Annotated in this window: 26 protein-coding genes; 11 read left to right on the forward strand and 15 right to left on the reverse strand. The window is 59.7% G+C overall.

Features of this window, described 5'->3' with window-relative positions:
• Positions 1-113: 113 nt before the first annotated feature.
• The 4 genes from ACJO3T_RS14990 to ACJO3T_RS15005 form a co-directional block, all read right to left on the reverse strand.
• On the reverse strand, positions 114-836 hold the full coding sequence (locus ACJO3T_RS14990) for a hypothetical protein (protein WP_406978978.1): 723 nt from the start codon (positions 834-836) through the stop codon (positions 114-116).
• Between the two features lie 50 nt (positions 837-886).
• Positions 887-1,480, reverse strand: a complete 594-nt coding sequence (locus ACJO3T_RS14995; RefSeq protein WP_406978979.1) for an AbiU2 domain-containing protein — start codon at positions 1,478-1,480, stop codon at positions 887-889.
• Between the two features lie 103 nt (positions 1,481-1,583).
• On the reverse strand, positions 1,584-2,132 hold the full coding sequence (locus ACJO3T_RS15000) for a hypothetical protein (RefSeq protein ID WP_406978980.1): 549 nt from the start codon (positions 2,130-2,132) through the stop codon (positions 1,584-1,586).
• Between the two features lie 653 nt (positions 2,133-2,785).
• Entirely contained in the window at positions 2,786-3,388 is a 603-nt protein-coding gene (locus tag ACJO3T_RS15005) for a DUF1287 domain-containing protein (RefSeq protein WP_406978981.1), read from the reverse strand.
• Between the two features lie 233 nt (positions 3,389-3,621).
• Between ACJO3T_RS15005 and ACJO3T_RS15010 the strand changes: the two genes are divergently transcribed.
• On the forward strand, positions 3,622-4,086 hold the full coding sequence (locus ACJO3T_RS15010; RefSeq protein WP_406978982.1) for an SRPBCC family protein: 465 nt from the start codon (positions 3,622-3,624) through the stop codon (positions 4,084-4,086).
• A gap of 466 nt (positions 4,087-4,552) precedes the next feature.
• Here ACJO3T_RS15010 and ACJO3T_RS15015 read toward each other — a convergent pair whose 3' ends face one another.
• Positions 4,553-5,113: a TetR/AcrR family transcriptional regulator gene (locus tag ACJO3T_RS15015; protein ID WP_406978983.1), complete on the reverse strand. Its 561-nt coding sequence runs from the start codon at positions 5,111-5,113 to the stop codon at positions 4,553-4,555.
• A 98-nt stretch (positions 5,114-5,211) separates the two neighbouring features.
• Here ACJO3T_RS15015 and ACJO3T_RS15020 point away from each other — a divergent pair, with 98 nt between their 5' ends.
• The 3 genes from ACJO3T_RS15020 to ACJO3T_RS15030 all read left to right on the forward strand — a co-directional run bounded on the left by ACJO3T_RS15020 (position 5,212) and on the right by ACJO3T_RS15030 (position 7,217).
• Positions 5,212-5,694: an HPP family protein gene (locus tag ACJO3T_RS15020; RefSeq protein WP_406978984.1), complete on the forward strand. Its 483-nt coding sequence runs from the start codon at positions 5,212-5,214 to the stop codon at positions 5,692-5,694.
• Positions 5,695-5,842: 148 nt separating this feature from the next.
• Positions 5,843-6,079, forward strand: coding sequence for an addiction module protein (locus ACJO3T_RS15025; RefSeq protein ID WP_406965663.1), 237 nt, complete (start codon positions 5,843-5,845; stop codon positions 6,077-6,079).
• Positions 6,080-6,752: 673 nt separating this feature from the next.
• On the forward strand, positions 6,753-7,217 hold the full coding sequence (locus ACJO3T_RS15030) for an SRPBCC family protein (RefSeq protein WP_406978985.1): 465 nt from the start codon (positions 6,753-6,755) through the stop codon (positions 7,215-7,217).
• A gap of 63 nt (positions 7,218-7,280) precedes the next feature.
• On the opposite strand, the gene ACJO3T_RS15035 is transcribed toward ACJO3T_RS15030, so the two are convergent.
• Together ACJO3T_RS15035 and ACJO3T_RS15040 are read right to left on the reverse strand one after the other, a co-directional pair.
• Positions 7,281-8,162: a hypothetical protein gene (locus ACJO3T_RS15035; RefSeq protein ID WP_406978986.1), complete on the reverse strand. Its 882-nt coding sequence runs from the start codon at positions 8,160-8,162 to the stop codon at positions 7,281-7,283.
• 30 nt (positions 8,163-8,192) lie between these two features.
• Entirely contained in the window at positions 8,193-8,789 is a 597-nt protein-coding gene (locus tag ACJO3T_RS15040; protein ID WP_406978987.1) for a hypothetical protein, read from the reverse strand.
• 243 nt (positions 8,790-9,032) lie between these two features.
• Here ACJO3T_RS15040 and rrtA point away from each other — a divergent pair, with 243 nt between their 5' ends.
• A complete protein-coding gene (gene rrtA, locus ACJO3T_RS15045; protein WP_406978988.1) occupies positions 9,033-9,650 on the forward strand; it encodes a rhombosortase in 618 nt (205 codons plus the stop codon).
• Positions 9,651-9,712: 62 nt separating this feature from the next.
• On the opposite strand, the gene ACJO3T_RS15050 is transcribed toward rrtA, so the two are convergent.
• Positions 9,713-10,153: an NIPSNAP family protein gene (locus tag ACJO3T_RS15050; protein ID WP_406978990.1), complete on the reverse strand. Its 441-nt coding sequence runs from the start codon at positions 10,151-10,153 to the stop codon at positions 9,713-9,715.
• A gap of 132 nt (positions 10,154-10,285) precedes the next feature.
• Between ACJO3T_RS15050 and ACJO3T_RS15055 the strand changes: the two genes are divergently transcribed.
• Positions 10,286-11,173 (forward strand): AraC family transcriptional regulator, encoded by an 888-nt coding sequence (locus ACJO3T_RS15055; protein WP_406978991.1) that lies wholly within the window; start codon positions 10,286-10,288, stop codon positions 11,171-11,173.
• A 250-nt stretch (positions 11,174-11,423) separates the two neighbouring features.
• On the forward strand, positions 11,424-12,038 hold the full coding sequence (locus ACJO3T_RS15060) for an O-methyltransferase (RefSeq protein ID WP_406965658.1): 615 nt from the start codon (positions 11,424-11,426) through the stop codon (positions 12,036-12,038).
• Positions 12,039-12,113: 75 nt separating this feature from the next.
• Here the strand turns inward: ACJO3T_RS15060 and ACJO3T_RS15065 are convergent, their stop codons facing one another.
• From ACJO3T_RS15065 to ACJO3T_RS15080, 4 genes are all read right to left on the reverse strand, one after another.
• Positions 12,114-13,250 carry a glycerate kinase gene (locus ACJO3T_RS15065; RefSeq protein WP_406978992.1) on the reverse strand — a complete coding sequence of 379 codons (1,137 nt, stop codon included), beginning with the start codon at positions 13,248-13,250 and terminating at the stop codon, positions 12,114-12,116.
• A gap of 1 nt (position 13,251) precedes the next feature.
• Positions 13,252-14,595 carry a GntP family permease gene (locus ACJO3T_RS15070; RefSeq protein ID WP_406978993.1) on the reverse strand — a complete coding sequence of 448 codons (1,344 nt, stop codon included), beginning with the start codon at positions 14,593-14,595 and terminating at the stop codon, positions 13,252-13,254.
• Between the two features lie 108 nt (positions 14,596-14,703).
• Complete coding sequence (locus ACJO3T_RS15075; RefSeq protein WP_406965654.1) at positions 14,704-15,828, reverse strand: sugar diacid recognition domain-containing protein; 1,125 nt, start codon at positions 15,826-15,828, stop codon at positions 14,704-14,706.
• Position 15,829: 1 nt separating this feature from the next.
• Entirely contained in the window at positions 15,830-16,744 is a 915-nt protein-coding gene (locus tag ACJO3T_RS15080) for a LysR family transcriptional regulator (protein WP_406965653.1), read from the reverse strand.
• A gap of 134 nt (positions 16,745-16,878) precedes the next feature.
• On the opposite strand from ACJO3T_RS15080, the gene ACJO3T_RS15085 reads away from it, so the two are divergent.
• Positions 16,879-17,319: a VOC family protein gene (locus ACJO3T_RS15085; RefSeq protein WP_406978994.1), complete on the forward strand. Its 441-nt coding sequence runs from the start codon at positions 16,879-16,881 to the stop codon at positions 17,317-17,319.
• A gap of 13 nt (positions 17,320-17,332) precedes the next feature.
• Positions 17,333-17,929, forward strand: coding sequence for a glutathione S-transferase family protein (locus ACJO3T_RS15090; protein ID WP_406978995.1), 597 nt, complete (start codon positions 17,333-17,335; stop codon positions 17,927-17,929).
• 44 nt (positions 17,930-17,973) lie between these two features.
• Here ACJO3T_RS15090 and ACJO3T_RS15095 read toward each other — a convergent pair whose 3' ends face one another.
• Positions 17,974-19,062, reverse strand: coding sequence for an aldo/keto reductase (locus ACJO3T_RS15095; protein WP_406978997.1), 1,089 nt, complete (start codon positions 19,060-19,062; stop codon positions 17,974-17,976).
• 158 nt (positions 19,063-19,220) lie between these two features.
• Between ACJO3T_RS15095 and ACJO3T_RS15100 the strand changes: the two genes are divergently transcribed.
• Positions 19,221-20,180, forward strand: coding sequence for an AraC family transcriptional regulator (locus tag ACJO3T_RS15100; protein WP_406978998.1), 960 nt, complete (start codon positions 19,221-19,223; stop codon positions 20,178-20,180).
• A 6-nt stretch (positions 20,181-20,186) separates the two neighbouring features.
• Here ACJO3T_RS15100 and ACJO3T_RS15105 read toward each other — a convergent pair whose 3' ends face one another.
• The gene (locus ACJO3T_RS15105) at positions 20,187-22,778 is read right to left on the reverse strand and encodes a DUF2339 domain-containing protein (RefSeq protein WP_406978999.1); all 2,592 of its coding nucleotides are present in this window, start codon (positions 22,776-22,778) and stop codon (positions 20,187-20,189) included.
• A gap of 199 nt (positions 22,779-22,977) precedes the next feature.
• Complete coding sequence (locus ACJO3T_RS15110) at positions 22,978-24,009, reverse strand: isopenicillin N synthase family dioxygenase (protein ID WP_406979000.1); 1,032 nt, start codon at positions 24,007-24,009, stop codon at positions 22,978-22,980.
• Between the two features lie 559 nt (positions 24,010-24,568).
• Here ACJO3T_RS15110 and ACJO3T_RS15115 point away from each other — a divergent pair.
• Positions 24,569-25,930 (forward strand): amidohydrolase family protein, encoded by a 1,362-nt coding sequence (locus ACJO3T_RS15115; RefSeq protein ID WP_406979001.1) that lies wholly within the window; start codon positions 24,569-24,571, stop codon positions 25,928-25,930.
• Positions 25,931-25,948: the final 18 nt, after the last annotated feature.

Below are 25,948 nucleotides of genomic sequence, written 5' to 3' on the forward strand. Positions count from 1 at the left end.
TCTGAGAGGGCCCTCTAAACTTATACAATCGCATGAATCGTCAACCTTTTCCTGAGGACCAATAAATGCTAAAACGAAGCGGCGCGTCTCACGCATCCGCCTTTCGTGACTAGTTATAAGTCATAGCCGCCGTTAAAAATGACACGAAAGCTCTCCAACTGGTGTTCTTTGATTTTCTGTTGCATCAAATTTTTTCCAACTATGTTTTTCATTCTTCTACAGATCGGCGAATACCTCTCGATCCAGTAATGGTGCTCCAGGTTTCTAAGCCAATTCGTATCTGTTTCTTCCGTGGGAAACCGTTCGAGCAACTTTAGATAGGTAAGTATAGAATGAGCGAGTATGGATATATTATGTAGTAACGAGAGCACCGCGCTGTTGAATCTTTCATTTGATTCCAGCTCTCCGTTCGAAACCGCATAAACTATGCTTCTTAATGGCAATCCACGGTATTCCTCACCGAAGCAATCGCTGTTGAACGGCGTTTTTAAATTGTTTTCTAGCTGTTGGTCCAGCCTGCCCAAAGCTTCTCGAATCACCATTAGCTTTTGTTGATATGTGTTGGACTTGAAGCTTTTGTATACAAGATAGCCTGCGAGCAAGGATGCCGCAGGCGCGAGAACGCCTCCGAAGTATGCTCCAAAACTGGCCCAATCCTGATTACTGGTGCTAAGGCTAACCTGACCACCATTCAGCATGATCAAGAAGTACACGCCCCCAACGACAACAAGCAGAGCTGTGAAGACCATTAAGCTAAATCGGAACTCTCGCAATTTACCTCCTTGATTTATACGCCGTTGTTCAGCGGCAGCCTTGGCAGAGCGAAGCGGCGACAAAGCTGTCCGGTGGAGGCCCGACAGGGCCGGAACGTACTGCAACTACTGGTTTATACGTCGTTGGATTCTGAACGCTCCAGGGCCGCAATAACTGCTCGTCCTCCGGTTAGTAGAGAGCCACTGGTTGCCTGATAAAGGACCGTCCGATCGAAAAAATGCTTTTCTACAAGATTCATATATTGACGCAGCAACGAGAGGGCGTTTTCAACATCATCCCCTGAAAAACCAGGCAATGGTTCTGGGCTGATCCTGAGCTCATGCGCGAGGTCAGCATGTGCAATCTTTTTGTGCCTTCTAGTCCGAAATGTCTCACAGGCTTGAGAGATTTCTTCAAACTTTGCTTTCAATTCCTGAATTAGCTCGTTATTTTCCGCCCCATTCACATAGCTGTGGATCTGTTTAAGGCTCAAATTTTCAAACCTACCTTGCCTGTCTGGGTCCGTGAGTTTGGAAAAAACTAGAGCAATATGGTCGAGCATCAACTGCTGTGTATAGAAGAAAAAAGTTGAGCCATTTCGGTTCAAGAGCGCCGTCTGCTCCGGAGTTCCAGCATAAACTTCTCGGTATAAGGACCAGACATAGTGAAGCTGTGTCACAACTTCAGATATCCGATCGACTATGTCTAGAGCTCGCTGATCATTCATAAATTCGTATAACGCCAACAGCACGCGCGGTTGCGGAATGAAGGCGAAGCCGCAATGTAGCAGACGTCGCCGTGACTGTGATTGTTAGGTACGAATGCACGACTTATGCTGTTGGAACTGGAGCGTCTGGGAGTTCTTTCACGACGCGACATAAGCCTGGTATAGAAATTACAGCGGCCCACCATTTGTTACTCAGCTTTCCGAACAAAATAAGATCATGGTTTTCAGAATCTGCAAAGTAGCCGCTTTTCGGACCATCAGCATGGGCTATCTTATTCAAAGCTTCTCTCAGAGGAAGCGGTTGAAATCCGTCGATTGCACTTGGAGGCGGCGCGTAACTCTCGCAAAATTCAGCACACTTGTCTTCTTCAAAATTACGATTTAGGGCTCCAACTGATGTAGTGTTACTTGGAATATTACCCTGATCTTGCTCCGACCGAATCGCTAAGGCCAATATCCGTAGTATTTCCACACCCTCGACTGACGAGCTGTTTAGCGCCGCTTGCTTTGCAGATTCTGAATCATAACCCAAGCCCAAATGGGCTCTCCGGAATTTCGAACTTATCTGTTCGAGTTCGGTGGCACATTCATGAAAGGTTCTACGTTTCCACATTTTAAAATCCAAAAATTGTCTTCTTGAGGGACCAGTCATAGCAATACCTAACATTTATATATGAGTCACCAAGACCATTTATTCGGCGACTCATATTTTCTGAATATTTTCTTCATAAACTAGGCAGAAAAGTCCCTCCAGTCAATGGCTTCCCGTGATTCCTGTAAAAAAAAGCTCCCTGAAAAGTGATCACTATGACACCTATCACGAACTTTCCAACAATATACAATTAATTGATATAAATAGGTTTTCGGAACGTCCCGAACATTCTCCCCGGATCATGGTCGCGACGACCATCTTTCCAGTTCCGGCTAATTTATCGCTTACCGAAGTAACCGAGGCAGAACGATTTTACGCGCCGGATAAGGCGTAGAGACGCCGCTTGGAACCGGAAGCTATCCGTGGTGCCCGGTTGGGCGTCACCAGTGGTGGAGGTTTCTGGGAGGCATCCAGGAATTGCTTGGCTACCTGGGGCAATTCCGGTATTCAGGATAGGTGTTCGAACACAGTTGGAGATTCACATAGGATTCGCCATGGGCATTGATCAGCTACGGCAGGGGGAGATCGCTGGCCGGCCCAGGGACTGGAATGGCCAGCGTGACTATCACGCCGAAAAGCTTCAAGAAGGAAACCGGGACAGGAATTATTTTCTGTACGTTTCGCGTCCCTTTGGCCTTCGCCCCTCTGAAAGATCAATCGCTCTCAGTACCAGACTCCGGAACATATCTGTAATGCCCCGTTATGTCGTAGGCAAACAACATATCGTCGAGACGTGGCCCCAGACCTATGTTGTGAACAATCAGGGGATTTCCCGTGGTGTCTGAATACTGGTCCGTAACGATGCCAATGTGGGGCTGGTTTCCGGGCAGACTCCAGGTGACCATGTCGCCGGGCCGATAGTCAGCCGGGCTGTCGGATACCGCCAGGGACTGCCCCTTTCTGGAGAAGAACACCCTCAGGTTTGGCACACGACGATGGTCAATGTTTCTGTCGGTTCCGGTCATCCCCCAGATCCGGTTTGAAGGATAAGCGTCAAAGTTGCTCTCCATATCCTCATGAACCAGCCGCTGGAGATCCGTGCCGATAGCACGGTAAGACCGGATTACAACGTCAGTACAGACACCAATATGTGACGGCACATCGCCATTAGGGTAAGGAATGGAGAAGTAGGCGCCGTCATAAATCACCCTCTCGTTCGTTCGATCAATCGCTGCGCTGACCAGCTCACTTTCCACGCTGTCGCCGAAACACAGCGGCGATATAAGCAACGCGGTTGCTATCAGTAGTCTTTTCACAAAATGCCCTCCAGCAGTCCCCTGGCCTCCAGGGGCCGCATCAAGGTTGCCCTGAACATGGGCCATTGAGATTGCCCTTTCCTTCAACAGAACAGAAGAGCCCACCTGTGTCGATTTCGGGAAGCCTCATCCGACTACCCGGCAGGAGCAGACTAGTTCCGAAATGTCCTGGCGGACGCCGGTCGGTTTTCAACGGTCTGCTGACTAACCAACGAGATACCAGGGAGACTAGTATGTCCAATGACGAAACAGGTACCGTGCACTTGCACCGGGTACTGAGAGCCCCGACCGAGCGGGTTTATAAGGCGTTTACGGATCAAAGCGCCCTGGAGCGCTGGCTGCCGCCGTACGGGTTTACCGGAAAGATCCACGGCACGGTGGACGCCCGCACGGGTGGCGGTTACCGGATGTCGTTCACAAACTTCGGTACCGGAAGCCAGCATTCCTTCACCGTGGAGTATGTTGAGCTCGTGCCGAATCAACGTATTCGCCACAAGGACCGTTTCGACGACGCCAATCTGGCCGGTGAAATGATGGTTACGATTGATCTCGAAGCGGTGTCCTGTGGCACGGATATTCGTATCGTCCAGGAAGGGATTCCGGCCCTGATACCCGTGGAAATGTGCTACCTGGGCTGGCAGGAATCACTCGAGCAGTTGGCCAGGCTGGTTGAACCAGAGATTCCGGACAACGACTAGCGAAAAGGGAAATGCGGAGACACTGGGTAATCATCTCCCGCCGCACCCGCCGTTGGCCTTCCTGCCGAACTACCGAGGATTCCTCGGTAGTTGCACTCTCATTCAGCTCGTCGTCAGCATAGATATTCTTGAGGTGCAGGCCGATGTTGTCCGTGGACGTATCAAATACGTCAGCCAGTTGGCGCTGTGTCAGCCAGACCGTCTCCTGATCCATGTCCAGCCTCACCTCGACGGCCTGGTCGGCGTTTTCATAGATGATAATGGGGTTTTGACTTTCCGTAGTCATGAGACGTCCTCTTTCTTGGGGGCCGAGTCGGTCTTGGGGGCCGAGTCGGTAGCTGCTCCTTCAAACATTAGATCACCCTCTCGTCCGTTCGATCAATCGCTGCGCTGACCAGCTCACTTTCCACGCTGCCGCCAAAGCACAGCGGCGACATAAGCAACGCGGTTGCTATCAGTCGTCTTCTCACAGAATGCCCTCCAGCAGCCCCCTGGCCTCCAGGGCCGCATCAAGGTTGCCCTGAACATGGGCCATTGAGATAGCCCCTTCCTTCAGCAGGACAACCAGGCGCGTGATCTCTTCTGCTCTTCCTTCCGGGAGGGTCAACGCCTCCACATGCTTTCGAATCAATGCCGTGATGCCGGCCTTATGCTCCGCACAGGCCCGGTGGATCGGGTTGTCCCGATCGCCGAATTCCGCACTGGCATTGATGAAGAAGCAGCCATGGAAGGGTTCGATCTCCGGCACCCGGCTGTGGAACCAGTCGTCCAGGGCGCTGAACAGTTCCAGCAAAGCGGGTTTACCGACAGCAACCCGGTCCAGCCTCGACTCAAGCCAGGCCCGGTAACTGCCGTCGCGGTAGCGGACGGCCGCCTCCACCAGGTTCTCCTTCCCGGGGAAGTGGTGGTAAAGGGTTTTCTTGGCGATGCCGGATTCCGCCAGCACCAGGTTAATGCCCACGGCGTGGATGCCCCGTGTGTAGAACAGTGTAAAGGCCGTACTCACCAGCCGTTCCCGTTTATCCATGACTATCCCCGCATCGCACCAAGTTGTATGCATGTTGACATCAGTAGACAACCTTGTCTACTTTAAGGAGACCAATCTGTCTACTATGGAGTTTTCAAATGCAGCAACGCCTGACCTCTTCACGTTACCTCATCCCGTTGATAGCCGGCCTGGGGGCAATGCTGTGCATCACCGCCCTGAGTAGCCTGGGCACCGCCCTTCAATCGTCCGTCTGGTTAATGGCGCCCTTCGGCGCAACCATGGTGATCCTGTTCGGGTTGCCCGAGAGCCCGTTGGCGCAGCCCAGGAACATTATCGTGGGTCACCTGTTAACCACGGCCATTGGCTTGTCCGTGGCTGCCTTGCTGGGTGTTACACCCTGGTCGATGGGACTGGCCGTGGGACTGGCGGTCGGCCTGATGCTGCTGACCAACACCACCCACCCGCCAGCGGGTGCCAACCCTCTAGTGGTGATGCTGGCGGGAGAGCACTGGGATTTCCTGCTGATGCCGGCGGCAGCCGGGGCCGTGCTGATCGTGGCGTTCGGGGTGGTTTACCACCGACTGGTTTCCGGGCATCGCTATCCGATGCGTTGGTTGTAGGCGAGCCGGCGGTGGCCGGGTGGTTTTTCTTTTTGCCTTGAACATCGGGCGCTGGTTCAGAGGGAGTGAACGGCTGAGACCACAGTCACTTGTTATGGGATAAAACATCCTGCATGATTCAGAGAGACCTGTCTCCACGGAGTGTGAAATGACTGCGGTAGAGCTCGAAACCGTAAGAAATGCTGCCCTGACCCTCTCTGAGAAAGAGCGCGCGGCCCTGGCCAGAGATCTGGTGGCCAGTCTGGATGGTCCTGCAGACGACAGTGTTGCAGAGGCCTGGGACCGTGAGATCTGTCGTAGAATCCAAAAAATTGAGTCAGGGGAAGCAGAGTTGCTTGATCCCAGGGAAGTGCTGTCTCGAGCCAGATCTCGAATCGGAGGCTGATACCTTTGCGAGTAAGAGTCAGCAGGGAAGCTGCCACCGAATTCGAAGAAGCGGTTTTCTGGTATGAGCAGGAAGAGGTCGGGCTCGGAAGGCGCCTGACTGATGCTTTTGAACAAGCGATCAGACTGCTCGAAGAACCAAATCCCCCTCTAGTCCCAGTATCCTATAAAGCTGCAGAAGCCGGAGCCAGGCAGCTTAGCTTATACTTCATAGATTCCCTTTCTCGCTCATAACCATCGAAAAAGACCGGGTCATCATGGTCGTTGCTTTTGCCCACCACTCAAGAAAACCCGGCTACTGGCGACGTCGAGTTACCCCATAACACTGTTCAGTACAGAAAGTCGTAGGTACCACCACGATCATTAATTCCGGTACGGGGCCAAGGGCGTTGTTATGGCAGCAGAAAGTGAGTCTCAAGCCTGCATAGGTCCGGCACAACCGCTCTGCCTTCCAAGTAGACTCCTGGCCTCCAGGGAGGCATCAATGTTGCCCTGAACCCGGGCCATTGAGGTAGCCCCGTCCTTTCAGCCGACAAGAAGATCCCATCGGTGTCGATTTCGGGAAGCCTCATCCGACTACCGGCAGAAGCAGACAGGTTCCGGAACTTCCCGGCGGAAGCTGGCTAAATCCCAACTGTCTGCTGACTAACCAACGAGATACCAGGGAGACCAACATGTCCAATGAAGACACAGGCACGGTTCACTTGCACCGGGTTCTGAGAGCCCCGGCCGAGCGGGTTTACAAGGCGTTTACGGATCAAAGCGCCCTGGAACGCTGGCTTCCTCCGTACGGGTTCACCGGAAAGATCCATGACACGGTGGATGCCCGCACGGGTGGTGGTTACCGGATGTCATTCACGAACTTCGGTACCGGCAGCCAGCATTCCTTCACCGTGGAGTACGTTGAGCTGGTGCCGAACCAGCGTATTCGCCACAAGGACCGCTTTGATGACGCTAATCTGCCCGGAGAGATGACGGTTACGATTGATCTCGAAGCGGTGTCCTGTGGCACGGATATTCGTATTGTCCAGGAAGGGATTCCTGCGACCATTCCGGTGGAGATGTGCTACCTGGGCTGGCAGGAGTCGCTTGAGCAGCTTGCCAGACTCATTGAGCCGGAGATTCCGGACAACGGTTAGCGAAACGGGAAACGCGAGGAAAGCGGGGCCGACTCATTTCTCTGACCGGCCCCTTACAACAGATCAGGAGCCGGTGGGCACCTTGCTTCGACGTCCCACCGCGATTGCCAGCATGGGAAGCAGTACCATCAGCCAGCCCATGGCACCACTGCCGCCGCTTGAACTGGCCTGTTGGTCTTCCTCCACCTCAACCGAGGCTTCCAGCAGAACGATCTGCTCCTCCGCCATGGTCAGCAGTGCCTCAATATCATTCAGTCGCCTGTGCTGGTCGTGCAACAGGCCCTCGTCCAACTGGACTTTGATCAGCACATCGGATTCGGCCAGGGCACGGGCTACGTGAACGAGACGTTGTCGGGTATCGGCGCTGCCCAACGCCACCAGCCCGTCGACGGGGTCGGTTCCGGACCCGACGGCCACCCCACCCCCATCAGTTCCTGTGAACACCAGGGCATCACGCTGGACATGGGTGGAAGTCGTCTGGCAGTTACTGGAATCCTCCGTGGGCATTCCCTCCGGTATGGTGCCAACGATTGGTCTGGGCACCACGAGAGGGTCGGAGCAATCATAGTCCGGGGCAGTGCCGTCGCTCAGCACGGTATAGGGGTCAATGCTCACCTGGGTGATATAGAAGTCGTTGCGACCACCATTGGCTGACTGGTTGGCTTCCAGCCGCCAAGACTCACCAACGTCACCTTCCACATAGGCATTGGGGAAAGTCTGACGTACTGTCTCAGCCGCAACCGCTGAGGTATCGTACAGCCGGAGGCGGAGGTTGTTTTCCTTGAGCTTGAGTGGACCGGACGAGAAGCTCTCTCCGTTCACGCAGTCAAAGCCGACACAGACATTGCTCTGCACAATCGTGTCATCCGGTAAAAGCTGGTCGCCCGCTGAAGGCAGGGCCATCAGGGCGCCGAGTGCGAGACCGCCAAGTTGAAGCAATTTCATGAGCTGGATTCCTTCGCTGGGGTACCGGGATCAATCGATTTTGGCCGCAACGGCCTCAAGACGATCCACCAGGTCCGATAGGCGGGTCTCCAACTGAGAGACACGGGTGTCCAGGGCATCCACTTCCGTCGACACAGACGCAGTGGCCGTCGCCTTGAAGGCATTGAACTGTGCCAGCGTCACAGCGTCGCTATCGTCAACCGCATCAGCAACATGGGTCACCCTCCGCTCACTGCCAAGGTCACCAACTGACACCGCATCCTCAACCACCTGAGCCCCTGCGCCCAGGGCAACGTCACCCTCCGGGGAAATTACCAGGCTGTTCAGGTCGTACGTCGTGTTTTTGATGAAAAATGAAGCCGCCTGAGCGGACCCACCGTCGGTAACGCCAACTCGCCAGTCCTGATTCGGAAAACTGCCGCTGCTGCTGGTGTCCTCAAATACGATTTGCGGGGAAGCGGATTTAAGAACCAGGGTATCGAAATCGAAGACTTCATCTACGATACAATCCAGGCCGGCACACAGTGATCCCTGGACAATCACATCATCGACGAACACCTGATCGGCTGAGGCAATCACGGGCAAACACGCGATGATAGCTGAAGATAGCAGATGGCGAATTTTCATGAACTTTTCCTTTTCGAGTGTAGGTGCACGGCGCTGGAATCCCAACTCATAGCACCTACTGCATGGACGCGGTCAATATATGCACAGAGAGCACCATAATATGACATTAAGTTAACTAATTCTCCACGTTTCGATTGCCCCGACATTACAATCCTTGAGTCAAAACCCGGGTTGGGGCAGCTTATCCCCATTGGCAGCGCAGCTTTTTGCACATCGCACCTGCCCCGTATCGGATGTACGGACATGACCCGACTGCCCGACACCATCAAGGCACTCCCCCGAAAGGCCAGCCTTCCCATCATGCTGGGTGTGACACTGGTGCTGGTCTGGCTATGGGGCCACAACGCTGCCGATGGATTAATGTACAGACGCTCAGAGGTTCAGGCGGGGCAGTTCTGGCGACTGTTTACGGCGCATTGGGTACACCTGAGTACCACGCACCTCGTCCTGAACCTATTGTCGCTGGGGGTTGTCTGGTTGCTTTTCAGGAACGCGCTGGCGGGAGTCACCGGCTATCTGATCGTCGGTCTTGTTGCACCGGTACTGTCGCTTTGCCTTCTCGTTTTTCACCCAGGCATTGAATGGTATGTGGGATTCTCCGGCGTGCTCCACGGATTGCTAATCGCCGGCGCGCTACTGTCCTGGCGTGGGAGCCCGATGCTGTCGGCGCTTACCCTGCTGGTTGTGGTAGCCAAACTAACCATTGAGCTCCTCCAGGGAGCCAGTCCGGAACTCGAAGCGTTCATCCACAGCCCGGTTCTGGTATCAGCCCACGTCTACGGTGCCTTGCTCGGCGGCCTTTTCGTGATCAGCCGATGGGCGTTAGAGGCGAAATGGGTGTCGAATACCCCCAGAAGATGAGACTTGCGGCAAACCGGAAGGCACCTGATTCGCACTATCTGGGGGCCATTCCCGGTCCGGATTCACCGCGCGAACACCTCCTTGCCCAATAATACATCCACCCGATAAACCTGGGCCGGATACGCGAGTATGGCATTCATCCGCTCCACGTCCCGGAAGATGTCGCCCCCGCCGCCCTCCACATGGGCCTGTCGGCCGGACAGGTCCGGGAAGACCTCGAAAATTCCGAAGGTCGTTTGCGAGTAGCGCACGGCGTACCAGGGGCCGGTGGCGGGCTCGTCCTCCACGCAATGGAGAATGTCCTCCAGCATCCTGACAACCTCCGCCTCCATGCCGGGTAGGGCTTCGATGTGGATGTAGAAGGCTTTACGGCCTTCGTCACCCTGCTCCCCCAGAACCTGGACGCCCTGGTGGGGGCGTACCGGATGGACGGGCACCGGGTTGGGAAGCGGGCCCGGGTGGCCGGTGTGGCAAAACCTCTTTGAGTCTCGATTGTCGTTCATGGCTTACCTCCTTTGAGTGAGGTCTCCACTCTAGTATCCGGTCCTTGATGGAGGGTGCCTGAAGCTCGTTATGTTTTGCCTGATTATCCATTATCGCTTTACGCCATGGCTGGTTTGCGACCAGAATCAGGTATGACAACGCTTCTGCTCGATGCGGTTCACCGCTATACCCAAAGCCACGCCGACGCGACAGGTATCGCCGAGACACCTGTTCCGGGACTGCACCTGGTACAGGCCACCACGCCGACCGGGCTGGAGCATACGGTTGTGAAGCCGTTGGTGTGCCTGGTACTCCAGGGAGCCAAGCGAGTATCGATCGCCGGCCAGGATCACACGTATAAGTCCGATGATTCCATGATCGTCGCCACGAATGCGCCAACGGTGAGCCGAATCAGCGAAGCCTCCATTGCCAGGCCCTATCTCGCGGTTGCCCTGGAACTGGAACCGGCGGTCATCGCCGACCTGAATACGGCAATAGCCACAACCGGCGGGCCGGCGGAGCGCAGTGGCAATCACACCGACACCGACTTAAGGGATGCCGTACTTCGCCTGGTCAAGTTACTGGATCGTCCCGGGGATCTGGCAGTCTTACAGCCTCAACTGGTGCGGGAGATTCACTATTGGTTGCTGCAGGGCAGGCATGGGCGGGCGATTGGCGAGCTAGGCCTGCCGGACAGCCAGGTTCGCCGCATTGGCCGTGCCATATCCCTGTTGCGCCAGTGCTATGCCGATCCTGTATCCATTGAGCGCCTGGCTTCCGAGGCAGGCATGGGCCGATCCGCTTTTCACAAGCACTTTCGCACCGTCACGTCGGTCACTCCGCTACAGTTCCAGAAGCAACTACGCCTGATCGAAGCACGGCGGCAGATGCTGGAGCATGGCAAATCGGCGAGCCGGGCGGCGTTTGACGTGGGATACCAGAGCGTTTCCCAGTTCAGCCGGGAATATGCTCGTCTGTTTGGGCTTCCGCCGGTGGCCGCTCGGAAAGCCGTGCGTCGCGAGGCCGCTATTCGGGATTGAGTGGAACACCCGGATTGGACATACCGGGCGCGTGTACCAAAAACCGGAACGGAGCGTCCCGTCGGGGTTGCTTTACAGGTCAGCGGGGGCTCTTTATCGTTTCCGATGCCATACTTTCAGGCGACCGCTGGCAGGCGGCGTCCACCTCCATGTAAACAGACCACCTTTGTATCCGCCCCCTCCAGCAAGTGCGACTCGTCATGGGTAACCGGCAGAAAGGTGGTTAACACCAGTGACGGGAGAACTGCCGATGGACCAGCGCATTCAGGACGTACTTGACCACTACCAGGAAATCGCCCGGGAGGAAGCCAGCCAGCCGCGAACCGAAGCCCCGGGTGGCCGGGACGGCGGGCAGGACATGCGAATGCGGGCGATAGGACCGGAAACCGGACAGTTGCTGAACATCCTGGTGAAAAGCCTGGAGGCACCCCGCATCCTGGAGCTGGGCACGTCGTTCGGGTACTCGGGTATCTGGCTGGCGGAGGCCGCACGGGCCCGGGGCGGGCGCCTGATCACCATGGAGAAGCATGACTACAAGTCAGCCTTCGCCCAGGAGATGGCCGCCAAGGCGGGGCTCGCCGGGTCCATCGATTTCCGGGTCGGGGACGCCCTGGAGATGATCGACGCGCTGCCGGATGGCCTGGATTTCGTCTTCGTCGATCTCTGGAAGGATCTGTACGTTCCCTGCCTGGAACGCTTCTACCCGAAGCTCAACCCGGGTGCCATCATTGTGGCCGACAACATGATTCGACCCGCGAACACTGAGGTGAAGGCCTATGCCGAGGCCATCAGGCATAAGCCGGGAATCACCAGTGTGATGCTGCCGGTCGGCTCCGGTATCGAGGTCAGCCGGTTCGAGCCATAGCCTGCCTCTTCCGGATGCCTAACCGCCGCGGCCAGATCCGCGGGGCCCACCGGATTGCCCGTGAATCAGGCGGACTCAGCCCCGGGAAAGACCATGGACGGTCCGGGCCAGTTGCCCCGCCGTCTGCTTCAGGTTGGCTTCGGCCTCGTGCATTGCTTCTTCAAGGGTGGCCGGCCCCGGCACGATGGAGTAGGCGGCGGTCAGGCCCAGCTCGTGCATGGCCTGCAGGTCACGGCCCAGCCGGCCACATAGCCCGATCACCGGCACGCCGCTTTTCCGGGCCAGCGACGATACCCCGGCCGGGGTCTTGCCGGCGGCACTCTGGGCATCGATGGCGCCTTCGGCGGTAATCACCAGATCGGCAGTGGCAACCTGCCCGGCCAGACCCACCGTCTCCATCACCAGCTCGATACCGGATTTCAGGGTCGCCCCCAGCATACCGGCGACCATGCCGCCGATACCGCCAGCAGCGCCGCTACCGGGGAAGGAGTGGATATCATGACCCTGCTCGGCGGCAAGGCGGGAGAAGTGCGCCAGGGCGCTGTCCAGTTGGCGGACGTCTTCCGGCAGTGCCCCCTTCTGTGGCCCGAAGACGGCGGCGGCACCCTCCGGGCCCAGCAGCGGATTGCTGACGTCACAGGCCACCACCAGTTGGACGCCGGCAAGCGCCCCCAGTGCAGGCGACAGGTCCAGGGTGTCCAGCAACCGCAGGCCGGCGCCACCGGGCGGTATGTCCCGGCCCGACGAATCCAGCAGCCGGGCACCCAACGCCTGCAGGATTCCGGCGCCGCCATCGGTGGTGGCACTGCCCCCCAGGCACAGCACGAGTTTGTCCGGACCATGGGCGAGTGCCGCCCTGATCACGTCGCCGGTGCCACGGCTGGTGGCCTGCATGGCGTCCCGCTGCACGGCGGCAACATGGTGTAACCCACTGCCCTCGGCCACTTCCACAATGGCGGTGCGACCGTCATCCACCAGCCCGAATTGCGCACGGACTTTCGACCCCAGCGGGCCGGTGACGTCGACCGGTATCAGCCTGCCAGCCTGGGACTCCACCAGGGCCACCGTGGTGCCCTCGCCACCGTCCGCCAGGGGCACCAGGGAAAGGTCGTCCCCGGGAGCGGCCTGTTGCCAGCCCTCGGCAATGGCCGCCGCCACTTCCCTGGCGCTGAGGCATTCCTTGAACGAATCCGGGGCAATGACCACTCGCATGTTACAGCACTACCAGGGAAACCGCCCAGACCGCCACGATGGTGACAATCCCCATGAACAGGGTGGCGGCGGTATGGGAACGATACGCCGTGGCCACATCCATCTTGCTGAACTGGGAGACCACCCAGAAGTAGCTGTCGTTGGCGTGGGAGATCGTCATGGCACCGGCACCAATGGCCATCACCGCCAGCACCCGGCCAAACTCGGAGTCCAGGCCAAGCTGCCCCATCAGTGGCGCCACCAGGGCCGAGGTGGTGACCAGCGCCACGGTTGAGGAACCCTGGGCGGACTTCAGTGCCGCCGCCACCAGGAATGGCATGATGACACTCAGGCCGAGCGTGGACAGAGTGTCCCCCAGGTAGTCGCCCAGCGGGGTCTCGGACAGCACACTGCCGAAGGCACCACCGGCACCGGTGATGAGGATGATCGGCGCGGACACTTCCAGGCCTTTCTGGGTGTGGCGGGCAAACTCCTCAAGCTTGCCCTTGCCCTGCAACAGCAGGACGGCAAAGCCCAGGCCGACCATCAGGGCGTTCAGCGGCTTGCCCAGGAAGTTGAGGGTTTCGTAAAGCGCACCCGTGCCCAGCGGCTCGGTGGGGTAGCTGGCCACGGAACCCAGGCAGATCAGCACGATGGGCACAAAGATCGGAGCGAACGCGGCCCAGGCGGATGGCAGTTCGCCGTAATGTTCCTTGGCTTCCTCAAAGGCCTCTTCCGCCAGCTCCAGTTCCCGGCTTTCCAGGTTACGGCAACGGGATGCCCAGAACAGGCCCGCGCCCGCCGCGATCAGGGCGAACACAAAGCCAACGCCGATCACCAGGCCCAGGTTGTCCTCAAGGCCAAGGTTGCCTGCGGCTGCAATCGGGCCCGGGGTGGGCGGTACCAGGGTATGGGTGGCGAACAGGCCCGTGGACAGGGCCACGGTCATGGCAACCGGGGACACCGACAGGGTGCGGGCCATGGAGCGCTTCAGGCTGTTCAGGATGACAAAGCCGGAGTCACAGAACACGGGGATGGAAACGATGAACCCCACCATCGACATGGTCAGCGTCGGGAACCGTGGTCCCAGCACCTTCACGATGCTCTCGGCCATGACGATGGCGGCGCCGGTGCGCTCCAGGATCACACCAATAATGGTGCCGAGCACAATGACCAGGCCGATATAGCCGAGGATACCGCCGAAGCCCGAACGGATCGTGCTTTCAATGGAATCAATGGGAAGGCCGAAGGCGAAGGCCGCAATGAAGGAGGCCAGCAGCAGCGTAATGAAGGGGTTGAGTTTCAGTTTGCTGGTGGCGAATACAATGAAGGCAATCAGTGCCACAAGGATCAGGACCAGATGCATCTTTACACTCCGTTAGTCGTTCTTGTCGGAATCCGGGTACAAGACGCGACAGTCTAGAAGCTAACCGGCAACAGGTCTTTAGCGGTTTGAACAAAAAATACCCAGGGCTTACCAGGGCTTTTTGTCATTTTCTACAAAACTGGTCGGATGGGTTTCCAGCGCGAGGTGCAGTAGCAACAGATCGGGCAGGGAAAACGGGGACAATCCGGTCAGGCCATGGATCTTGCGCAGGCGATACCGAACCGTATTGGGATGGATATGGAGCTGATCGGCGCAACGCTGCACCTCGCCGTTGCACTCGATAAACCGTGACAGGGTCTTCAGGTAGCCCTCGCCCTGTCTCTCGTCCCGGACGGCTGTGATCAGGGTCCGTAGATCCTGCTGCTGCCATCCCGGTGACAGGCTGTGCCAGAGCGCCGCCATGCGCAGGTCCGTGTAGCGCAGGTCCAGGGCCTGTGGGGTCTTGCGCCGCCCGACCTCCCGGGTAGCCTGGACCGACTGGTAACCAAGCTCAAAATCGGTGGTAAACGTCTGCCCCACCGCCAGGGCCACGTCGTCGCGGGCTGTCAGGTTGAGCATACGGCGGATACGGTCCGTATCAGGGCGGCCCGATTCAATCTCCAGGAACACCAGCAGGCGTGAAGTGGACTGCCGGACCGCCAGTACCGGCTTGCCTTTCCGCTCCAGGAAGGACACCAGCGGGGTCAGCACCTTCTCAACTGCGGGTTCGCCATGGGCCTCAACAATCACCCCCACCCGCAGGCTGTCAGCCCTGAGCCCCTGCTGCTCGAACCACACCGCCGGGACCGGCTTGCCACTGCAGGCCGCCAGCAGGGTTTCCTCGATGTGACGCCGGCGATGCTGGCCAGCCTCAAGCAGGGCGACCTGCTCCAGCATCAGTTCGGCGGTTATCCGGACCAGATCCGCATAGCGGGACACCTCCTCCGGTGGACCGGAGATACCCACCACCGCCGCCAGCCTGCCCTCCACCCTGACGGGCAGGTTGACGCCGGGCCGGGCGCCCGGATAGTTGTCGCAATCCTGCTCGCCAATGATCAGGGGTTCGCCACCCTCGGCCACCAGCCGCGCGGCCTCGTGCAGGCTACCCACCCGGTGCGGGTCACCGGACGCGATGATCAGGCCATCCGGACTCATGACATTCACCGAGTGGCCGATGGCCGGCATGGTGCGGTCGACAATTCGCTGGGCGCTGCGTTGGTCAAGGACTAGCACGTTATGTCACTCCACCGGATCGGGGTATGGCCCCGATGCGTTGCTGCAATGGTTCCACCACCGAGTCCAGGAAGTGCCGTACCCTCGGTGACAGCAGTCGGCTGTGGGGGAAGACAAACTGCACCGGCAGTTCCGATACGATGTAGTCCGCCAGGACGGGTACCAGCGTGCCATCTTCAAGGTCTTTCTGCGCCTGGTAACCCAGCACCCGGCACAGGCCGAGGCCGTCCCGGGCGGCGTCGAGCCCTGCCTCGATCCTGTTGACACTGACAACGGGGTGGACGCGCTGCTCCCAGGGTTCGCCATCGACCTGGAATCGCCACACCTCGCCAGCGGGGTCGAAGCATACGATCGGCCAGTCCGACAACTGCCTGGGGTGGGTGGGCTCCCCCAGCTGCTCCATCAGGGCCGGGCTCGCACAGATCACGATCGGCGTGCTGCCAACCACCCGTGCCACCAGGGAGGAATCGGCCAGATGGCCGATACGCAGCGCCAGGTCAAAGCCCTCCTCAATCATATCCACAATATGATCGTCCAGGCTCAGTTCGGCACTCATGCCGGGATTCTGCTTGAGCCACTGGTTCAGCAACGGCGCCAGGTGCAGGCGCCCGAAGGTATCCGGGGCAGTAATCCTCAGCTTGCCCGCCGGGTTGGCGCGGCAGCTGTCGAGCCGGATCTCCATCGCCTCGATATCCGCCAGTATCTGCCGGCTGTGTCGCAGGTATTCATGGCCTTCGTCCGTCAACGCAATGCGACGGGTGCTGCGGTTCAGCAGGCGAACGCCAAGGTGCTTTTCCAGTGTGGCAAGGGTCCGCACCACGGCGGCCGGGGATCGGTCCAGCCTGTCGGCAGCGGCGGACAGACTGCCCTCGTCGACAATCGCGACAAAGGTGCTCATGGCCTTGAGTTTGTCCATCGTCAGATACCTTCCACAGGCGCTCACCGGGGATTTGTGCAAAAACCTGAATAAACCTAGCAGGTCCACGGCATTTATTGAATCCGTGTGGAGGCGTTTACTGGCCCCACAACATCACCCACTCGGAGTCAGCCATGAAACAACCTCAGCGCATTCGTCAATATGACCACGTCGGTATTCGAGTGAGCGATCGCCAGGAGGCGGTGGCCTTCTACGAGCAGCTCGGGTTTGAGGAGGTGCGTCATTTCGGCCAGTACGAGGCCAACGAAATGGAAACGGCCGACGGCGTGCGTATCAACCTGATCTTCAATGCCACGCGATTGCCCCACGGCAGGAATGTCCTTCTGGACGAGCCGATCAAGCTGCCCGGTGTCACCCACCCCGCCTTTGTGGTGGACGACCTCTACGCCCTGAAGGACTGGCTTGATCAGGCCGGCATTCCCATCACCGAAGAAATCCATCGCCTTGGCCCACGTCGCATCACCCTGTTTATCCGCGACCCGGACAGGAACGTGCTGGAGTTTAACCAGCTACTGCCTGAACCGGCGACCGACAACGACACACCCACATCCTGAGGAGGAACCGACCATGACACTGTACGACCTGGAGCTCTCCGGTAACTGCTACAAGATCCGCCTGTTTGCCGCACTGGCGGGCATCGAACTGGAACGGGAAGCGGTGGATGTGCCCGGCGGCGCTCACAAGCGCTCACCGTTTATTGACCTGAACCCCTGGGGCCAGGTGCCGGTGCTGACCGATGAAAACCTGGTGCTGCGGGATTCCCAGGCGATCCTGGTGTACCTGGCGCGACGGTATGGCGGCCATCAGTGGTGGCCGGATGCGGCCGCCCATCAGGGCGAGATCATGCAATGGCTGTCCACCGCCGCCAATGAAATCCACAACGGCCCGAACATCGCCCGGCTGGTGGACAAGTTTGGCTACCCACGGGACAAGGCCCGCGCACTGGAGGTCAGTGACCAGATTCTGCCCCTGATCGACCAGCACCTGAGTGAACACGCCTGGCTGGCCCTGGGCCGTCCGACCATCGCCGACTGCGCCGTGTTCCCCTACATCGCCGTTGGCTGGGAAGGGGGGGTGTCCCTTGAACCCTACCCGGCGATCCGGGCGTGGATCGACCGTATCAAGGCACTGCCAGGGTACATCGCTATGCCGGGGATCGGGTAGCCGGCGTGCCCTCTCGCTGACTGTAGCGTCAGGGCACGCCTAAATCAGCCCTTCATATGCGCCCGATACGCCCCCTGGCGCTCCAGCATCCAGCCGGGGTACTCCGCCGGCAGGCGGCTGACCTCATCCAGGGCCGTCAGTTCGTCTTCCGAGAAGCGAACCTGTGCGGCCCGGATATTATCCTGCAACTGGTCAGCCCGCTTGGCGCCGATGATGACACTGGTGACGGCGTTCTGGTGCAGCAGCCAGGCCAGGGCGATTTGCGCCACGCTGACCGGCTGGCCGTCCACCTGCTTGCCGGCGGCGATCTCCCGCATGGTGGTGATCACTGCACTGCCCCGCTCCCGGTCAACAGGTGGGAAATCGAACCTGGCGCGGCGGTTTTCTTCCGACACATCCGGTCCTTCATACTTGCCGGACAGGTAACCACCCGCCAGCGGGCTCCAGACCATCAGGCCGATGTTCTCGGATTCCAGCATGGGGATCACCTCCCGCTCCAGGTCCCGACCCACCAGGGTGTAGTAGGCCTGTAATGAGAGGATCGGGCACAGGTGGCGGGCCCGGGTAATGCCCACGGCCTTCATCACCTGCCAGGCGGCCCAGTTGGACAGGCCGACGTAGCGGACATGGCCGTGTTGCACCAGGGTGTTCAGTGCCTCCAGGGTTTCCTCGATCGGCGTGGCCGGGTCGAAACCGTGGATCTGGTACAGGTCGATATAGTCGGTTTGCAGGCGCTGCAGGCTGGCCTTCAGTTCGCTCATGATATGGCCACGGGAGGCGCCGCGGGCATTGGGGCCCTCGCCCATGGGGCCGAGCACCTTGGTGGCCAGCACCACGTCTTCGCGGCGGACATCCAGATTCTTCAGGGACTGGCCTACGATGCGCTCACTGGCACCACCACCATAGACGTTGGCGGTATCGATAAAGTTGATTCCCGCCTCCAGGGCGGTCTTCACCAGTTCATCGGCCTGTTCCTGCTGGAGCTGGCCGATCAGCCCCCACATGTCGTCACCGCCGCCGAAGGTCATGGTGCCCAGGCACAGTTCCGATACAAACAGGCCCGAGTCGCCCAAGGTGCGCAGGCGCAGGGGCGACTCATTGGAGGATTGGGGCAGGTTGGGCGTTGTCGTCATCGTCGATCACCTCATGGTTGTGGAACAAGCTGCCGTAGCAGGACCGTTGATCCATACTAGGTGATGCCTTCAGAACCGGGCTGGCGAAAACTCTCAGGGGATTGCACAATCCTCTCAACCTGCTGAAGGGCGTGCTGACCTGTAGCAACGGAAAACCTATGATCCAATCAGAACAGGAGACCGCCATGACCGCCCAGCCCAATGTCGTTCCGATGCAACCGGACAATCCTGCCCTGAACCAGCTCCGTGATCTGGTTGCGCAGCAATGGCTGACCCATGGCCAGGAGAATGCCATCGACGGTCTTCGCCTGACCCGCGCGCTGGAACCCAGCGGCACCATCCGGGCCCTTTACCAGACCTCGTTCTGCATTGTCCTGCAGGGGGCCAAGGTAACGGCGGTTGGGGAATCGACGTTTCATTACCGACGGGGTGAGTGCCTGCTGGCGTCCGTGAATGTGCCGGTCAACTCCCGCATTGTAGAGGCAGCCCCCGACAGGCCGTATCTGGCACTGAGTCTGGCGATTGATCCGGCCATGATTTCCGAGCTGCTGGTGACCCATCCGGAGATGGCATACCGGGGCCCCAGACAGCCGGCGATGGTGACGGCCGCAATGCCGGATGAGCTGTACGATCCTGTCACTCGCCTGCTCCAGCTACTCGACCAGCCGGATGATCGCGAGGTGCTGGAGCCCCTGGTACGTCGGGAAATCTGCTGGCGTGTCCTGCGCTCGCCGCTGGGGCCGGCCCTGCAGCAGATCGGCCTGAAGGACAGCGACACCGCCCGCATTGGCCGGGTAACGGCCTGGATGCAGGCGAACTACCAACAGCCCTTCCGGGTGGCCGAACTGGCGGCGATGGCGAGCATGAGTCCGGCGTCTTTCCACCGGCATTTCAAGAGCATCACCCGGTTAACGCCGGTGCAGTTCCAGAAGCTGGTGCGCCTGCAGGAGGCCCGGCGGTTGCTGTTAAGCGAGCAGGAAGTGGCGAGCGTTGGCTACCAGGTCGGCTATGAAAGCCCCTCACAGTTCAGCCGGGATTATCGCAAGCTGTTCGGGGCGCCGCCGGGCCGGGACAAGGCGGTGATGCGGTCGAGTGTGGCGATTGAGAGTGGTGCTTGAGACGGACTATTCGCCCGCCGCTGCCGGCCCCTCGGTTTTACGCGTCCGCCGATACATCCATGCCAGACCCAGCAACGCCAGCCCCAGCCCCATAAAGGCAGCAACACGCCACAGCCCCTGCAAACCCGACATATCCACCAGGAAGATCTTGGCGATCACCACACCAAGCAGCGCCATGCCACCCTTGTGAAGCCACTCGCTGTTGCGGCGGATCGACCAGAGGATCGCCGCGATGGCGTACCCCATGCCCACGATGGAGTAGGTGTATAGCTCGCCTTCGGACACGCCGTACCAATACGCGATCTCGCTTCCCTGCCACAGTTGCCGGATTTCCAGGGCCGTGAACAGCAGGAACGCGGCGGCGGCCCCGCACTGCGCCCAGAGTTTTGGCACAAGATCGGAGAAACGGGCATGCGCCAGGGCCAACAGCACCGGCGCGCCGTAGGCCAGCAACAGCAGGTTGAAGACCGGTGTATCGCCGATAAGGTCCATTTGCCACCAGGGGTTGTTCACCGTGATCACCGTCAGGTAGCTCAGTCCCGCCAGCACCAGTAGAATCCGCGCCAGCAGTCGGTAGAACCAGGCCATGGAGACACTGGCCTGCGCCCGGACCACGTACACCACGCTCAGGGCGCCCCACAGGGCGGTATTGATGGCCGCCTCGGTGAGCCCGTAACTTTGAATAAAGATCTCTCCGTCGTACAGCCAGTAACGCAGAACCGCGCCCAGGAACAACACCACGAAATGCAGGGTCGCACCCTCCAGCCACAGCCGGATACGACTATCCCGGGACGTCAGCCACGTGGCGATGGCACTGCTGAGGGCGACGCCGCCATAGGTCAGGAGTGTCCAGTGAACGCTGGCCTCATAGTTGTCCAGCCAGGGATTGAAGGTCAGGCGTGCCACCACAACCGCCAATATGGCTTTCAGCAACAGGTACAGCTCCGGGGCCTGGTAACGTCTGGCGAGCAGCACGAGGCTGACGAACTGCGCCGCCAGCGCCAGGGTCAGCGACGCCTCCTGCAACCACATGACCACCGCCAGGGAGTAGCAGGCATGGGCGGCCAGCAATGCCCAGACGAGGCCGGCCCGATACCGCTCGTTCCGGTCCATAAACCAGGCCAGCCCGCCGTAGACGCCCCCGGCCAGCAACGTGAAGATCGCCCAGGGGACGGATGGCGCCCCGCCGTTGGTCAGCAGCCATCCCAGCACCAGCCACACAACCGGTGATACCAGCACCAGCGAGGCCCAGCGCCGGAGGTCCACCTGCTGCTGCCACCGCCAGAAGGCCGGCAGGGTCGTCGCCACGGCCACCATGCCCAGGTAGGCCAGGAAGGCACCGTGGTGAGCCGTGTCCAGGGGTGTCAGCACCTCGAGTGAGTGACCGCGTCCTGCGTACCCCAGCCAGCCGGCAAACGTGGCCAACACCGCCGCCCAGGGCAGGAACCAGAGCAGGCCCCGGCTCATGGGCGTCACCACCGCAATGGGGATCAGTATCAGCCATCCGGCGAACGTTGGATCCGCCAGCGGCTGCAACGTGATCGACGCCGCCCAGGCAAGCAACAGCATCATCAGCGCGATGGCACATTGGCGAACCGGAACCCGGGGGGCACCCGGCAGTATCGAGAACAGGACAAACAACGCCGAGAGGTAGCAGGCCGCTGACAGATCGCTGGAGAAAAAGCCAATCACCAGCAGCCACCACAGCAGAGCGCCTGACACAGTGGCGTACCACAGCCAGAGACGGAACACATAGCGCATCAGCAACAGGGAACTGAGGGTGATCACAAAGCTGTAGCCGAGCAGGAAGGCTCCGCCACCGTCCTCGCCTCCGACCAGAATCGGTACCACATAGGCACCACTGAGCCCCATCACCGCCAACAGCGGCCCATGCACCAGAGCCAGCAGCATGGTGATGAGCGAAACCACCGCCAGGGCTACCAGGGCGGTCGCCGGTCCAAGCAATTCGAAAAGGTGAACCCCTGCCAGCAGGGCCGCATACAACGTAACGCTGCCCCCGCCCGCGAGCGCCGCAAACACCTGGTCCGTGCCCATATGGCGGCGGCGCAGGAACTCCGCTCCGGCATGCAGGGCCAGGCCCACCAACAGCGCCAGCAGGAACTGCTGGACAGGGCCGATCAATCCCGACGTGATGGAGTGGCTAACCATGAAGATGCCGGCAAGGCTGACACTGAGGGCCCCCAGCCAGACCATCCAGTTCTCTTTCAGGGCAGCCAGTAGGCGGTTTTCCAAGGACACCACCGGTGTGGGTTCTGGCACCTTTGGTGAGTCGTCCCGGGGAGGTTCCTCGGGTTCGGATGAGGTGACAGGCCGGGGAATCGGATCAGGCTGGCGGCTCATCGGTTCCGGAACCGGTTCCAGGTCCAGATCGAGGGACGGCTCTTCTTCTGGATCGTCGATCGGGGGCTCCGCTTTCAGGTAGGCAAGTTCATGGCGTAGCTGCGCCAACTCCTTATCAAGTTCCGCTATCCGGGAGGTCTGCCGACCGCTGGCACGAAAGGCGAGAAACCCCAGCAATGATCCCACCGGCACCAAAAGCATGATGCCGGCAACTACAACGATAAGAAGAGCTTCCAATGCGTGAATCCTGATCCGCGACGTTTTTCTTCTGTTGTATTAATGGCATCAAGTTAATGGAAAGCAACAGGGCCAGCAAGACAGACCGCTCAACCCCGTGACACGTATGGGATGTATAGTGAACCGTAGACGACCTGAAGGTCCTGGCTGATTGCGTTGGAACCCGGGGCTTCCGGCAGAAGCCCCGGGACAGGAGGTATTACTCCCTGGCAGCCGCCGCCTTTTCGGCGGCATCAAAGTTCGCCTGGATCCGCTGCAGCAGGTAGTCCCGGGCGGAGATGGGCGGGTATTTCTGCTCCCGGCCCTGGATGATCTCTTCCTTGTTGGCCTGGCAGAAAAACGCCAGGCTGTAGCGGGGGCCGTTGTACTCACCCGGCCTGGGCATACGCACCCGGTGCAGGGTGGACTTGAGACGGTCGTCGCTCCAGCGCATCAGCATGTCGCCGATGTTGCAGGTGATGCGGTCTTCCTTCGGGGTGACGCTGAACCACTCACGGTTATCACCTTTGCCTTCCGCGTCCTTGCCGGGGCTGACCTGAAGGCCGCCCTGGCCTTCCTGCTGGAACACCATGGTCAGGCAGTCGAAGTCGGTGTGGGCACCGGCCCGCCAGATGGATTCGTCCGGCTGGTGATCCTCCGGCAGCGGCAGGTAGTGCAGCAGCCGCAGGGTGCTCTGGTAGTCCTCGCGGGTGCGGTCGTGGGCACGGGTGAAGAAATCCCGTTCAAAACCCAGGCGGTCGGCGAAGCACGACAATACCTTCATGCCCAGTTGCCAGGCCCGGTGTTCGAAGTCCAGCATCACCCGATGGAACTCCGGCACCACGGTCTGGTTCGGCCAGAGGTCGTCCATGTGCGGCAGGGTGATCTGGTAGGACTCCTTGTCGTCCGCCGTGCCGGTGGACGGGCGCACCTGGGACTTGTACTCCCAGCCGGCATTCAGGCCCTTCTTCAGGAGGAAGCGCTGTTTCTCGGATTCCGGCAGGGCGAAGAACTTCTCTGACAAGCCGAAAGCCTGTTTGATCAGGGACAGTTCCAGGCCGTGGTTGGACAGCTGGAAGAAACCCACTTCCGTGGCGGCGTCCCAGAGCTGGTCGGTGATCTCCTCCCGGCGCTGGTCGAAGTCGGTCAGGTCGATCACGGGCACGTCCCGGTCGATCTCCCTGCCCATGCCACCGAAGGTGGTTTCCAGGTTGAGCTCTTTCAGCGCGTACTTTTCTGCAGTGTTGGTCATCGGTGCCTCCCGGGGCTATCGTCTGATTGGGATAAACGCACCGGAGGAGACGAGGGGCAGGCGCAAACGCAGTGGGTCCTGCTGTCGCCGCCTACCGTTCTCGCATCTCCGGTCGACGACTGAGCAATGACCCGACGACAACCGGAAGGCTGGCGACTGACTGCTTCTACTCAGACTGGGCAGGTCAGCCACCTGGCCATGACCCGCTGAACAGTGGGAAGCAGCATCCATGCCACCGCCTCCCCGGGAAAACCCATCCAACAATCAGTCACTTGACCACGGTGCCGGTATGCATCCGCCCTGCCCCGGAACCATGACGGTGCATAATCTGTCACACATGCACTATGAAGGTGCCACGTTGAAACCCATCGGGCGGGAAAATCATTGATCTGACCAGTTGGTCAAATAATGGAAGCGATCTTGCATTGCGCTATCTACCCAGTGTCATTCCATACACAGCCAGTGTCATACGATACACAGAGAGTAGAAGCGGTCAGAGGCCTGCCGGATCCCGGTAAGGCTTCGGGACATTGCTCTTTCGTTCGCAAAGGAGCAACCAGTGAACTATCTGATCCAGAATGCCGTCGCGGTACATTCCGATGAGGCCCCCGGTGCCCGGGACATCCGTATCCGCGATGGCCGCATTGCCGAGTTGGGCCGGGACCTGACCTCCACACCAGAGCAGCCGGAAACCGTTATCGACGCCTCCGGTTGTGTTATCTGGCCGGGGCTGGTGAACACCCATCACCACCTGGCCCAGTCCATCATGAAGGGCGTGCCGGCAGGTCTGAACCAGGGCCTCGGCGAATGGCTCAGCAGCGTGCCCTACCGCTTCTGGCCCAAGGTGACGCCGGAACTGATGTACCACGCCGCCCGCCTGGGCCTGTACGAACTGATCCGTTCCGGTGCCACCACCTGCGCCGACCACCACTACCTGTACCACGCCACCACCAGCCCGGAGCTGGAGGAAGCGGTCTGGCAGGCTGCCGATGAGCTGGGGATACGACTGGTGCTGTGTCGCGGCAGTGCCACGGAAACCGGCTCCCACGAGGGCATGATCGAGCACCGTATCGAGCCGGAGACCATTGAGCAGGTGATCGACCGCCTGGATGCCACCCGCCGCAAGCATCATCAGGATGGCCCCGACGCCATGAAGAAACTGGTGGTGGCCCCCACCAGCCTGATCCATTCCAGCACACCCGACGGCCTGAAGGCGCAGGCACAATGGGCCCGGGAGCATGGCCTGAAGATGCACTCGCACCTGCTGGAGGTGGAGTTCGATGAGATCCAGGCCCGGGAGAAGTATGGTCTGAGCGCCATCGACTACGCGGAATCCTGCGACTGGCTGGGGCCGGACGTCTGGTATGCCCATCTGGTGCACAGCGATCTGCACGCTATTGAGCGTCTTGCCGCCTGCGGCACCGGCATTGCCCACTGCCCCACGTCCAACTGCCGGCTGGGTAGCGGTATCGCGCCCGTCATCTATATGCAGAAAGCCGGGGTGCCTGTCTCACTGGCTGTGGATGGCTCGGCCTCCGCCGAGTCCGGCTCCATGCTGCAGGAACTCAACCTCACCTGGCTGATCCACCGTGCCGTGCATGGCCCGGACGTCACCACCCTGGAACAGGTGCTGGACTGGGGTAGCCGTGGCGGCGCGGACCTGCTGGGCCTTGGCGATACCGGAACCCTGGCCGTTGGCAAGGCGGCGGACCTGGTGCTGTACGACATCGACCAGCCCCGTTTCGCCGGCGTCCATTCACCACTGATGGCACCGCTGATGTGTGGTGAACCGGTGACGGTGCGGGACAGCTTTGTACAGGGACGGCAGATCGTGAAGGATGGTCGGATGGGCGACCTGGATGAGGCCGAGCTGACCCGCCAGGTACGGGAGAGCGTTGCCGAATTACTGGCCGACGCCTGAGCACGAAAAAGCCGGCAG

It is taken from the genome of Marinobacter shunpengi, from assembly GCF_045449715.1.
Taxonomy (GTDB): Bacteria; Pseudomonadota; Gammaproteobacteria; order Pseudomonadales; family Oleiphilaceae; genus Marinobacter.